Below are 13,782 nucleotides of genomic sequence, written 5' to 3' on the forward strand. Positions count from 1 at the left end.
CATCATGAAAAAATTATTAACTGATATACTGCAAAAAAAATACGGCACAACCCCCACCGCCCTTTTCAAAAAAAAGTCTCATCCCCCATCATTCTTAATCTTATCCTCAACCATAATCATCATCTTCCTCTTCGCCTGTTCCCCACGCATTCCCCGGGATCATTCCACCCTTCCGGTATCATTCACCGGCGACGCCAAAATCGAAACAGGCGGTCCCTATGTTGGCGTCTCTTTTCATCATAGTGCCATGATTCCCCAGCGCATCAGTTTCTACTATCCTGTGGCCAACAGTATCGATCACAGCCGGGATTACTGGACCCGGGATACTTCTTATGTGGCTGAGTGGCTTTTGAAGATTGGTGATCAATCACCGGTTGCTGTTGGAAAAGAAAAAACTCCTTTCAAACTCACACCGGCTTCTGTTGTATTTACACAGCAAAAAAACACTTGCCAAATAAAAGCCGCCTATGAATTTTGCCTGAACAAACCGGCCATGATTCTCTCCATTCAGATAAGTAACACATCGGATAAGACAGAGCGGTTTGAATTCAGCACTCTTTTTAAAACATCCATTCGCACCTGTCATACTTTTCGGCGGATAGACCGGTCGGAAAGCACCCTTGAAGGAAGCACGGCTTATTTTCACTTCCCGGAGGATGATGCGGACCGGTCCGTTCTCTTTGTGGCCAACGGTGGCGATACACCGGCACAAAGCATGCTTGCCGGACCTGCCCAGTCCTCTGCCGTGCGCCATGTCTATATTAAAAATCTGAAGCCGGGAGAATCCATGAATATCGTCCAGATCATTGGATCCTCCAAGATGGAAGAAAGCCGGGAACTGGTGGCTTATTTACAGCAAAACAACCAGGATGAAGTCCGCCTGTATGAAAAATATATAAACGATAAAGCCTTTGGGACTGCTTTAAAAACCGGTGATCCTGAAACAGATCATTCCGCGGCTTACGCAAAAGCGGTCATGGCTGCCAATGTCCATTTTCTGGAAGATGAAATCGTCCCCATGCCCTGTCCGGCGGAATACAATTTCTACTTTACCCATGATGCCCTGGTCTCGGATCTGGCCGCCGTCTGTTTTGACATTGCCCGGGTAAAATCGGATCTGGATTATATCATCCGCCATGCCAGTGCCGAACATGTAATTCCACATGCCTATTACTGGAAAGACGGAAAATATGTAACGGAATTCGCTGATTCGGACAATTGGAATAATTTCTGGTTCGTCCAGGTGGCGGCAAAATATCTTCGTCATTCCGGAGATAGCACTTTTGTGAAGTCGCTTCTTCCTTATATCCGAACCAGTGTGGAAAATTCCCTCCACACACTGGAAAAGGATTATCTCATGTGGTCCTACCGGCCGGACTGGTGGGACATCGGCCACAATTACGGTCCCAGGACATACATGACTACCCTTGCCATTAAAAGTTTGAGGGATTACATATATCTTGCCACCGCATTAGATCAAAGTACTGTGCCTGTCCAAAAATATGCATCTCTGGCAGACAGTATGCAGACTGCCCTGGTAGAAAAACTGTGGCACGACGAAATGGGTTACCTTATAAACTACCACAACGACGGATCCCTGGACGGGCACTATTATATCGGATCCCTTTTGGCTGCACATTATGGTTTACTGGATAAAGAAAGACAGAATAAACTGGTACAGACAGCCACATCTGTCTTACTGGATGAAAAGGTGGGGATATACAATGTATGGCCCATGGATTTTGAGGAATGGCGGGATTTTATGAAATTTGCAGGAAATGAAGCCGGTAAAAAATACTACTATTTTAACGGTGGCATCTGGCCCCAGGGGAATGCATGGTATGCCATGGCCCTCATTGCCAACGGGGAAAGGTCTAAAGCCGCTGAATTCATTGATAATACCCTGTCCCTTCACGGAATCATGGAAGGTCCCAACGGCCAGCCGGCTTATTATGAAGTCCGAAACGCCAACCGGGAAAATCCTGAAGAATACGGGACAGTCGATAAACCCCAGTTTTTGTGGGCCGGTGCCTGGTATTTGAACAGCCTGTATCAATTATTCGGTGTTACGGACAACGGGTGGAATATTGCCCTTGACCCCTATCTGCAAAAAAATCAGAAGGCGTGTTCTCTTACCCTATATGTGAACGGGAACCCCATCCTTCTCCATATCGAAGGCCGTGGTGATGTGATAGAGAAAATTCATTATGACAAGAAGACTGCATATTCGGCCGTTTTCCCGGAGAATTTTTCAGGAGTCAAAAATGTTACCGTAAAATTGGGGGATCGTCCTCAAAAACCCTGTTTGTTACGCTCAGAAGCACAGGTTAAATCCTGTCAATTTGTTGAAGGCGCATTGAAAATGACACTGAAAGCCTATGAAGGACATCATAATAAAACGATAGTCATCTCTCCCGTCAAACCGGTCTCTCTCACGCTGAACGGCCGTCCCTTCAGCGGGGAATGGGCGGGCAGCAAGTCCGGCGTTTATTATAAAATCTCCATACACATGGTTCATAGTAAAGAATATGATGAATTGGTAGTAAATTTTTGAGAATGATGAAGCGTAAAATAATCCTGATTTTCCTGATTGTTGGGCTGACAGCCTGCGATGAAAAATCCTCCCGAAAAAGGGATGAACAGGCTGAAGTTATTCATCTAACCTATTGGTGTTCTTCGAATCAGAATGAGATCAATCTGGCAGAGGAACTGGTGGAAAAATGGAACCGTACCCATCCGGACATACAGGTCCTGTTACAGCCCATTCCCGCCAGTCAATCCTCCGAAGAGGTCTTGTTGGCTGCCATTGCAGGCAAAACCACACCGGACATTTGTTCAAATATCTGGCCCGGGGCCATGGATGATTTTACCAATGCCGGAGGACTGGTCCGCCTTGATGAATTTCCGGACTTCTTTGACGTAATGTTATCCCGGATACCTCTGGAACTTCTCCAGGCTTTTCAGGCTCCGGATAGTCATTTTTATCAAATCCCGTGGAAAACCAATCCTATTATGGTCATGTATAATGTCCGTCTTTTCCGGGAAGCCGGTATTGAAAATCCGCCTGAAACATACAGCGAATACCTTGACGCGGCTCGGCTGATCACAAAAGATCTGGATGGGGACGGTCATTTCGACCAATGGATGGGATACCGGGATATCCGGCCCATCTGGTGGCAGCGATTCTTTGACTATTACACATTTTACATTGCAGCTTCCGGCGGTAAAACCCTGTTTGACAAATCAGAAATCGTTTTTAACAACGATGCATCCGTGAAAGTCTTTCAGTTCTTTCAGGAATTGTATGCCAAAGGCTACTACCCCCGGACAACCTTTCAGGGAGATCATTTTGTTGCCGGAAAACTGGCCACTCAATTTGTGGGTCCCTGGAATGTCATCCACGTGGAACAGTTTAAAAAACCGGGCTTTGAATTTGACATTTCACCGATTCCCGTCCCCGATGACCATGAAGGACCGGTTTATACTTACGGTGACCATAAAAACATCGCTCTTTTCAGCACAACTGAGCACCCGGATGCTGCCTGGGAGTTTGCCAAATTCCTGATTACTCGCTACGCCGATTTAAGATTGCTGGAGTTGTGCAGCCAGATCCCACTGCGGGCAAATCTGACAGACGATCCCCTCTATCGGGATTATTTCACCCATCATCCCCGAATGGTGAAATATGCAGAACAGGCTCCCTATACACGGGGCGTGGACGGGGCATCGGATTTGAAAGAAATCTTTGACGGAATCTCCCAGGAATATGAAGCCTGTGCTGTTTTTGATCTGAAAACACCGGAGCAGGCAGTAAAAGATGCGGCAGAACGGGCAGAAATGATTATTGAATGGAACCGCTCACGATGAAACGAAAAAGCAAAAATCCCGAAAACAGAATAGGCTATCTGATGAGCCTGCCCTACACCCTTTATTTTCTCCTTTTTGTCGGTTTTCCACTTGTTTTTTCCTTTATCCTGATTTTCCATAAATGGAATGTTATCACCCCTATGGAATGGGTTGGTTTGCGGAATTTTATCCGACTTTCTCAGGATAAACTCTTTTTTCAATCCATCCTCAATACCCTCAAATTTCTTATTATTCATATCCCTCTTCAAATCGTGGTTGCCCTGCTTCTGGCAGTTTTACTCAATCAAAAGATCAAAGCACGGGGCTTTTTCCGTGCAGTCTATTTCCTGCCGGTGATTGTCTCAGGAGTGGTGATTACCCTTTTATGGAGACAACTGTATGCCTATGATTCAGGCCTGTTGAATACCCTTCTGACCAAATTGGGTTTATCACGCATTCCATGGATTACCCATCCGGACTGGGCCATGCCATCCATTGCCATTATGGCGACCTGGAAGAACGTAGGATTATATATTGTCCTTTTTCTGGTAGGTCTTCAGGGCATCCCCCGTTATTTGTATGAAGCCGCGGAAATTGACGGAGCAAGGCCTGTTCAGCAATTCTTTTTTATTACCCTGCCTGCCCTGAACAGCACCATAGTCCTTGTGATTATCTTATCCACTATCGGTGGTTTTTCCCTCTTTATTGAACCCTTCGTCATGACCGGCGGCGGACCTGTCAACAGCACGTTGTCTGCCATGCTGTATATTTACAATCAGGCGTTTTATTTCGGTCACATGGGCTATGCTGCCACACTGGGGTTTTTCTTTGCTGTAATTGTGCTGATAATTGTGTTGATTCAAAAGAAACTCGTGGAGCAGAAAGACACATGAAAAAATTTTGGATATACCTCTTCCTGATTGTCGGAGGATTGATTTTTGCTTATCCTTTTTTATGGATGATCTCCGCCAGCTTCAAACCGGAAATGGAAATCAGTCATGTGGGATTATGGTCTTCACACTACACGTTGGAGAGCTACAAGGCGGTCATGCATAAAATCCCCATCTGGCGATCCCTCTTTAACAGTCTTTTTGTTTCATCCTGTGTTACTCTTTCCGTCATTTTTTTCGGATCTATTGTTGGATATGCTCTCTCCCGCCTCCGTTTTTTCGGACGGGATTTGATTCTGGGAGTGATCCTTTTCACTATGGTAATTCCTTTTCAAATCACCTTGATCCCCATGTACATCCTCATGGTCAAATTCGGTTGGGTGGATAGTTACGCCGCCCTCATTGTGCCCGGGATGATCAGTACATTTGGCATCCTCCTTTTCCGGCAATTCTTCCTGGATATTCCCCAGGATCTTATCGATGCCGCACGGATAGACGGGTGTAATGATTTGATGATTCTGTTCAGGATCTTCTGGCCTCTTTCACGGCCGGTTATCATTACTGTAGGTATTATTTCTTTTATGGGAAGCTGGAACGATGTTTTATGGCCTCTGATTGTGATCCGTGTCCGGGAACTGATGACCATGCCCCAGATGGTGACCCTTTTTGCCGTAGGCGGTCAGGCAGAAGCCCAGCTCGGAGCAGAACTGGCGGCGGCAACACTTTTAGCTGTTCCCATCATTCTGGTCTATGCCTTCTTCCAGCGGTATTTCATCGAAAGCATGGCAACGACAGGATTAAAAAACTAATGATGAAAGCTGTACAATTTAATGGAAAAAGCCTGAATTCCATTGAGCGTGCGCTTCGGGTTCCCCAACATCATGAGGTATTGCTCCGTGTTCAGGCCTGTGGGGTCTGCGGGACGGATGTCAAAATCCTGAAGGGTGAATCTGAAGCCAGTCCACCTGTGATTCTGGGACACGAGTTCTGTGGCATCGCAGAGAAAACCGGCGAACGGGTCACATCCGTCAAGCCTGGCGACACTATCAGCGTGGACCCCAATATACATTGCGGGCATTGCAGGTTTTGCCGGAAAGGAAAGATCAATCTCTGTGAAAATCTGACAGCCCTCGGTGTGAACATAGACGGTGGATTTGCCACACACTGCTATGTGCCTGAAAGCCAGTGTTATCATATCCCACCGGATTTACCTCCCGAACAGGCAGCCTTGATGGAACCCCTCTCCTGTGCCCTGTATGGTTTTCAAAAGGCTTGCATTAATCCCGGTGATGCGGTTGTCATTATGGGCGGCGGAATAATTGGTATCCTCATGTTGAAACTTGCCAGACTCTCCCCGGCACTCATGGTTCTTCTGGTGGAACCGGATGAAAACCGGAGAAATTACGGAATGTCACTGGGGGCAGACGCGGCTTTTAACCCTCATGATCCCCGTCTTCAGGAAAAAATCCACGCATTAACCCAAGGCGGAGCCGATTGTGTTATAGAATGTGTGGGAAATATCCAAGCCGTTAAAACTGCATATTCCCTCTTAAGCCGTGGCGGTCATTTAATCCTGTTTGGTGTAACACACCCTGAGCAATCTTTCTCCTTATATCCTTATGAACTCTTTAAAAATGACATCCGTATCAGTGGCTCATTTCTCAATCCGGGAACTTTTCAACCCGCCATCGATCTGGTACAATCGAAAAAGATCACATTGGATGACATTGAGATAAAAACATTCCCTCTGACAGAGATTGAACATGCCATTGGGAATCAGACCGAACGGAAAAGCCTGAAAACCGTCGTAACCATGAACCCGTAAACACAGGAAACAGAAGCAATGATCACACTACGCAGAATTTCAAAAGATCCGATTTTTTTACCCGATCCGGAACATGAATGGGAACGGGCAGCTGTTTTTAATGCAGGAGCCGTATACGAAAACGGACGATTTCATATGATTTACAGAGCGACCAACATCGGTGGTCATGCCCGTTATGGTGAATATATTAATCAACTGGGGTATGCCACCAGTGATGATCTGATTCACTGGGATAGGCGGGAAGAACCCATTGTAAAAAATGATGTTCCCCAGGAATTGAGAGGACCTGAGGATCCGCGAATTGTAAAAATCGACGATACCTTTTATATGACCTATACAGGCTTTGGAAACCGCTTTCCCGGCGATTACCGGATTTGTCTGGCTACCAGCAGGGATCTGATTCACTGGGACCGGAAAGGAATCCTTTTGGATGAAGAAAACAAAAACTCCGCCTTTTTTCCCAGAAAAATCAACGGTGAATACATCCTGTTACACCGTCGCCATCCTGATATCTGGATTGCCTATTCCAAAGATCTGAAACACTTTTACAACCATACAAAAATCATGACAACCATCAACGATGATTGGCAAAGTGCCCGTATCGGAATTGCCGGACCACCTGTAAAACATCCGGAGGGATGGCTCCTGTTCTATCATGCTGTGGATGAAACCAATACATACCGTTTGGGTGTTGCGCTGCTGGAGTATGATGATCCCACCAAGATTCTGGCCCGTCAATCCCGGCCTGTCATTGAACCCGAACTGGACTGGGAAATTCATGGTTTTGTGCCCAATGTAATCTTCAGTTGTGCCACCATGGAAACGAAAGATCAGTATGTCGTGATTTATGCCGGTGCGGATACCGTTATCGGAGCGGCTGTCGTGGATAAACGTGATCTGATTTTTGAAGAGAAAGACCGGATAAAAGTATGAAAAGGACAATTCTTCTTCTATGTCTTTTAATCTTTTTTCAGGGATGTAACTCCCGGAAAGATAGTATGCACACCTCTGTAAACCTGAATCACGCCCTGAACCTGACAGACAGTCTTATAGTGGATGGGGAATCTCTCTCTTTTATCTACATCTATGCCGATGCACCCTCGTATGAACCGGTCATTGCCCCCGGTGAAGGTATCACCTGTGTGGATGATGTGGGACGTTTCCTGGAGGTACTGGAAACAGAAATAAACAGGTTCCACAAAAATGATTTGCTCCCCGTTGCCGCCGGCATGACCCGTTTTTTACTGTATATGAGCCGTGATGATGGGTTGTGGTACAATTTTATGCATGAGGATGGTTCCATCAATACGCAGTACCGGACAAGCACCGCTGAATTTCAATGGTGGGCCATCCGGGGACTTCGGGGACTCGCGGCTGCTTACAACATATTCAATGAGCGGCCGAAATATTCATATCTGCAAGAAAGGGTGAAAAAGCAAATTCAAACCATGGATTCCCATTTACAGGATATTTTATCCCTCTATCCGGAAAAGGAAAAAACACCTATTGGGAGTCGTCCGCTTTGGCTGATTAAAAAAGCTCCCGACATGAATGCAGAGCTCCTGACCGTTCTGGTCCGCCTGACTGAAACAGGGGACTTTGATTACCGTGAAGAAATCAAAAAAATAGCTGAAGGATTGATGGGATATCAGTATTTGAATGCGGAAAGTGAACTACACGGTATGTATTTCTGCTGGGAATCTCTCTGGCATAACTGGGGTAATACACAGGCTGCAGCACTCCTGGCAGCATACCGGCTGATAAAAAATCCTGCCTACCTTGAAAGTGTGCGATTGTGGGCAGATCATTTTATCCCCTTTGTGCTTTCAAATCATTACCCCTGGGAAATTAAGGTACATGCTGATGGCATATACACAATAACACACTATCCTCAGATTGCTTACGGCATCAATTCCATGTATCAGGGGATGCGAGCCCTTGCTGATGAAACGGGATATCAAAAATATCAAAAAATGTCCGACGAAATCCTTACCTGGTTCACCGGGAATAACACAGCCCGTATTGCCATGTATGATCCTGAAACAGGCCGCTGTTATGACGGGATTAATGATGCAGGAAATGTGAATTATAATTCCGGTGCAGAATCTACTATTGAATGCCTGCTGGCGATGCAAAGGGCGGTAGACGGTAGATAAAATTCTGAATTCTGAATTGAGTTATGAATTAATGAATTTGGTTTATTCTGTAGAATTACAAACCTATTCATTTTTATACCTCGCTACTCATGAACACTTCAACAGCAAACGAAGTGAGCCTGAACATCTTAACGTATCAACGTCTCAATGTCCGAAAACCTCTGAAAACCGTCTTCCACCCCCTTTTAATACCGCTTCTCCGGATCCCGCCGGGATGGCATGATGATGCTGATTAGTTTGCTGATTATGTTATTCAACACATCAATATCATCAGCTTTTATAGAAAAGAAAATCCTGAAGTTGAATCTGGAAAATCACACCTCTGAAACAGATACTCTTTTGAAAACCCGATTTGAATAATTCGCTTTGTATATTTATAAATAATTTTATCATATTATAGGAAAGATCCTATATTTAATCCCCTCCGGGGGTAAAATACACGCTCATTGCACCATTGTCAAGATTATATTGCAATATTTATATGTATATATTGCCGTTTTTTTCCCTAAGAAAAGTTTCAACAATTCCTTCCATGTATTTTAAATTCAGAAACGAACGAAATCCCGGAGGAATCATGAAAAGAATCCTTGGATTATGCCTGTTTATAACCTTAACGATTCAAAATCTGTTTGCTGTTGAAGGCATGTATCTTCCCAACAAATTGCCCTTGAAAGAAATGCGGAAAGCCGGTCTTCGCCTGAGAATCGAGCCGAATGCCGATACGGGCTACCCGGAAATTGCAGCGGGTATTGTGAACCTGAACGGTGCTTCTGCTTCATTTATCTCGCCGGAGGGACTCATCCTCACCAATCATCATGTGGCATTCAGCGGGATTCAACAACTCAGCACCCTCGATGATAATATTCTGGAGAAAGGGTTCCTTGCCCGCACCCGTGACAAAGAAAAGCATGTCCCCCGTTTCCGGGCCTCTATTACGACCTCTTTTGAGGATGTTACTCAGGAAATTTTACACGGCCTTACCGACAATATGGATCCTGTCGCACGATATGATTCTGTAACTTACCGGATCAAACGCATCATTGCCCGGGAAGAAAAAGGCCATGAGAAGGTTCTGATCCGTTCCTTTTACAATGGAAAATCCTATTATTTAATTCGCCGCCTTGAATTTAATGATGTGCGTCTTGTCTATACACCTCCCCGGGCTATTGGTGAATTTGGCGGGAATGTTGACAATTGGATGTGGCCACGCCATACAGGGGATTTTTCCATTTTTCGCATCTATGCCGATTCTTTAAACAATCCGGCAAAATATTCAGATGAAAATATCCCCTATCAACCTACATACTATTTCCCCCTTTCTGCGAAAGGCTTGAAACCCGGGGATTTCACTATGATTCTGGGATATCCCGGAATTACACAGCGTTATCTGACCGCCCGGGAAGCCGCATTTACCCTCAATGTGGAATACCCGGACGCAATCCGTCATTTTGAATTTCTGGTAAGTCTTATGGATTCCCTGGGCGCCGAAAATCCGGATAAAGCTCTGAAGTTTGCCTCCAGAATCAAGGGACTGAACAACTACAAAAAAAAATATCAGGGAATGCTGGATGGATTAAAAAGCCGGGATGTTGTCGGAGAAAAACGTGCTTTGGAAGAAAAACTTAGTCATCGTGATGAAAACCGGGACATTTTACATCAACTGGAAGACCTGCAGAAAGAATACGAAATAAGCTATCATGCCCGGGAGCAATTTTACAATTTGCAGAGGGATCCCCGTCTTGTCGCAGTGGCCTCGGATATTGTCCGGTGGAATAATGAAAAGAAAAAACCGGATCTGGAACGGGAACAGGGGTTTCAACAGAGGGATTACGATAAACAACAGCGTTCCATGGCTTATTATTTGTCCTCTTATGACGAAACACTGGATAAAATCCTCCTGCACCAACATCTTACACAAATTTTGAAGTCACCGCCATCAGAGCGGATTCCTTTCATCGATTCACTTTTTTCCACGACAGGAGGAGAATCTGTTTCTCAGGCTGTAGGGACATTTGTGGAAAATCTCTACTCCGAAACCCGGTTGACGGATCCGGAGTTCAGGCAAGATATCCTGGATATCACGCCGGAAGAATTCAGTAAAATTCAGGATCCTCTCATTCTTTTTGCGCGTTTGCTGGAAAAACAAGCCCGGGAATTCAGGAAAGAAGGTAAAAAACGCTCCGGCCAGAGAATGGTCCTCATGCCACGCTATTTTGATGCATTGAGAGTATTTCTTGACCACACCGTTTATCCGGACGCCAACGGAACCCTTCGCTGTTCATATGGCCATATCAATGGATATTCACCGGCTGATGCTATCTGGTATGAACCTTTTACCACCCTGAAAGGCGTATTGGAAAAGGATCGTGGTGAACACCCATTCAAAGTTCCTGAATCCATAAAATCCATTCATCTGAATCAACGGAATCAACCTTTTTATGATAAACGGCTTCAGGATTTCCCTGTCAATTTTCTCCATACCATGGATATTACCAACGGGAATTCCGGAAGTGCCGTCCTGGATAAAAAGGGACGCATTGTAGGAATTGCTTTTGATGGAAATTATGAAGCCATGACCAGCGACTGGATTTATGACAACGAACTGACCCGGGCTATATCGGTGGATATCCGCTACCTGTTGCTCATTCTGACAGATATTGAAAAGGCAGATGAGCTGTTGAATGAACTGACAATCATTCAATAGAAAAAAAGACTCTTTTCCCTGAACAGTTTATTGACGATAGAAAAAATGATCAATCGGCTCGATATGGCGATTCTGTTTCATGATATATGTCTTCAGCCGGGTTTCCCGGACCCTGTTTGCATGGCACCGCTGAACAAAGAGGACCCATCCTTCCTCATGATTATATATAACAATTTTATCTGTGGGTGCGGAGCTGACGAGACTCGAACTCGCAACTTCCGGCGTGACAGGCCGGTGCTCTAACCAGTTGAACTACAGCTCCGTTGCCAAAAAGCGGATAATGTTAACGGTTTTTAAAATGGGAGTCAATGAGTTTTTCCACCATTTTTTAAAATTTTCCTGAATCCCGAAACAAAAAAAGCCTCCTGCAGGAGGCTTTTTATTTTCCAGGATATCATTGTTCAGTAATCAGGGTGCCGGGATCACCTTAAAGGGTTCTTCAGGATGGAAGGGATTATCAAAATCCCGGGACGAACCATCCCGGAGATACACCGTCATGGTGGGAGATGTCAGCATTTCCACGATTTCCGCAGAGTCCACCTGTGTCGGATCAAAGTAAATATGAGCTATGGGTCTGTCCGTATACAGAGTTTCAAAACGTACAATCCCGTCATTTCCGGATAAATGGCTGATATAATAACTCAAATTCCGCTTATAGGAACTGTTTTCTGCTTCAGGTAAACCGATTTCCAGAACTTTCAGCTCCGACAATTCGTATGTTTCATAATTGTTAAAGGTTTGCTTTACGGCAGGAAAGAATTCCAGGACAAAATCCCTGAAAGATATAGGATCGAGGAGTTTTTCGCCTTCGGCGGTTTCAAATTCGACATAAACCGTCTCTTCTTTTCCCTCTTTCACCATAATATATTCACCGCCATTGATCGTCTTTAAAATATCGTCAACGGATTCAAGATTCTGATCAAAGTAAATATCTACCATAACCGGTTCGCCAAATTCTGTTTTAAAGGCAAAAACCCCTTTATGTTTGGCTAACATCCGGTATAAATCATAGTTGTCGTATCCGTCAAAAAGTTCATAAACACCGACTTGCAGGATATCCACCTGATCAATGGAGGGTTCGGGAGAATGTATTTTATATTTGCTGGGAGAAAAAACGGCTCTCATCACACCACTCTCATCCAACACATCCCCGTTATAAAAGATAATTACCCTGTGCTCACTGGCATAGGCATCCAGGCCGATGATACCGGGCTTACGCATCAGTTTTCCCTGTAAACTTTTAGCACTACCATAACACTTGATAGATCGCAGATCTTCAAGTTCAACCGATTGAACATTTTCTACATTCCGGTAATCTCCCCAGCGCTCGCTGATTGTGGCGATTTCATAATTGCTTGCAAAGATGAGAGCCAGGACAAAGAGTACGGCAATGATGACCGGGGGAATCCAGGTCTTGTTCCATTTCCAGAAATGAATGGCGCCCTTTGTAGGGCAGGTTTTTACACAATCCATACACAGGGTACAATCCGGATGGTCCACTGTTTTATAATTATGGACTTCAATGCCCTGGGGACATTTTTGATCGCAAAGGGCACAGCTTGTGCACTGAGACTCGTTGACTTTAATCCTGAAGGGAGTCAAACCAAAAAACTTGTAACGGAAGATTTCCGTTGCCGCTCCACTGAGTGCCAATGCCCCCAAAAGCCAGGCCACATGCAAATCCACACCGGCCCAACGGAGTATGAGATATACCACAAGAATAGGAGCTGAAACCAGAACATTGGCAGCGATGTTACTGACGGCTGAAAGAGGACACAGATACTTGCACCAGAAGTAGCGTACAAAAACAGAAACGACAAGGACGATAAAGAGAGCACTCAATGACCACCAAAGGACTGTATCCACATCAAAACCGGACGTTACCCCATAATATGGATCAAACTTTTTACAAAAAAGCTCACTGGATGTAATGGAAAAGTAAGCCGTGAAATAGAGGATAAAATACTTTAAAACCCGCAGAGCACGATCCGGCCATCCCTTCAGGGTAATTGTTTTCAATCCGATTTTTGCAGCCAGTTTCCGCAGGTGTTCAATTACCGTTCCAATCGGACAGATATACCCGCAGAAGAGTTTGCCGAAAAGGATGATACCTACGACAAGGGCAACACCCATAAAGAGTTGTGTTGCACTCATGGAACAGGACAGACTCCCAAGCCAGGCCTTACTGCCCAGTGTCATCAATCCACCGAAAGGACAATAGGCTTCAAAATCTACGACAAAATCCTTTTTAAACAGCGGAATCAGCATGAAAAGAACAATGAGTCCCAGGATTGTCAGTTGAATCGTTTGTTTCAAACGATTGTTATATTGCTTCGCCATAACGACCCCTATACAGATAAA

Annotated in this window: 9 protein-coding genes and 1 tRNA gene; 8 read left to right on the forward strand and 2 right to left on the reverse strand. The window is 44.9% G+C overall.

All coding sequences use genetic code 11. The features are described from left to right. Positions 1–4 precede the first annotated feature (4 nt). The 8 genes from J7K63_05340 to J7K63_05375 all read left to right on the forward strand — a co-directional run bounded on the left by J7K63_05340 (position 5) and on the right by J7K63_05375 (position 11,421). Positions 5–2,554: a hypothetical protein gene (locus tag J7K63_05340; protein MCD6234441.1), complete on the forward strand. Its 2,550-nt coding sequence runs from the start codon at positions 5–7 to the stop codon at positions 2,552–2,554. A 2-nt stretch (positions 2,555–2,556) separates the two neighbouring features. Continuing rightward, a complete protein-coding gene (locus tag J7K63_05345; GenBank protein MCD6234442.1) occupies positions 2,557–3,867 on the forward strand; it encodes an extracellular solute-binding protein in 1,311 nt (436 codons plus the stop codon). Beyond that, positions 3,849–4,739, forward strand: a complete 891-nt coding sequence (locus J7K63_05350; GenBank protein ID MCD6234443.1) for a sugar ABC transporter permease — start codon at positions 3,849–3,851, stop codon at positions 4,737–4,739. Before J7K63_05345 ends, J7K63_05350 begins: the two co-directional genes overlap by 19 nt. Next, positions 4,736–5,545 carry a carbohydrate ABC transporter permease gene (locus J7K63_05355; protein MCD6234444.1) on the forward strand — a complete coding sequence of 270 codons (810 nt, stop codon included), beginning with the start codon at positions 4,736–4,738 and terminating at the stop codon, positions 5,543–5,545. The genes J7K63_05350 and J7K63_05355 overlap by 4 nt, the downstream gene beginning before the upstream one ends. Then, positions 5,545–6,561, forward strand: a complete 1,017-nt coding sequence (locus tag J7K63_05360; GenBank protein ID MCD6234445.1) for an alcohol dehydrogenase catalytic domain-containing protein — start codon at positions 5,545–5,547, stop codon at positions 6,559–6,561. The genes J7K63_05355 and J7K63_05360 overlap by 1 nt, the downstream gene beginning before the upstream one ends. Positions 6,562–6,579: 18 nt before the next feature. Continuing rightward, positions 6,580–7,494, forward strand: a complete 915-nt coding sequence (locus J7K63_05365; protein ID MCD6234446.1) for a glycosidase — start codon at positions 6,580–6,582, stop codon at positions 7,492–7,494. Then, a complete protein-coding gene (locus J7K63_05370) occupies positions 7,491–8,717 on the forward strand; it encodes a hypothetical protein (protein ID MCD6234447.1) in 1,227 nt (408 codons plus the stop codon). Before J7K63_05365 ends, J7K63_05370 begins: the two co-directional genes overlap by 4 nt. A gap of 574 nt (positions 8,718–9,291) precedes the next feature. Then, positions 9,292–11,421: a S46 family peptidase gene (locus J7K63_05375; protein ID MCD6234448.1), complete on the forward strand. Its 2,130-nt coding sequence runs from the start codon at positions 9,292–9,294 to the stop codon at positions 11,419–11,421. Between the two features lie 188 nt (positions 11,422–11,609). Here J7K63_05375 and J7K63_05380 read toward each other — a convergent pair. Both J7K63_05380 and J7K63_05385 read right to left on the reverse strand, forming a co-directional pair. Then, positions 11,610–11,683 (reverse strand) — tRNA-Asp (locus tag J7K63_05380). 146 nt (positions 11,684–11,829) lie between these two features. Continuing rightward, positions 11,830–13,761 carry a 4Fe-4S binding protein gene (locus J7K63_05385; GenBank protein MCD6234449.1) on the reverse strand — a complete coding sequence of 644 codons (1,932 nt, stop codon included), beginning with the start codon at positions 13,759–13,761 and terminating at the stop codon, positions 11,830–11,832. Between the last annotated feature and the right edge of the window lie 21 nt (positions 13,762–13,782).

It is taken from the genome of Candidatus Neomarinimicrobiota bacterium (genome assembly GCA_021157965.1).
Lineage (GTDB): Bacteria > Fidelibacterota > Fidelibacteria > Fidelibacterales > Fidelibacteraceae > Fidelibacter.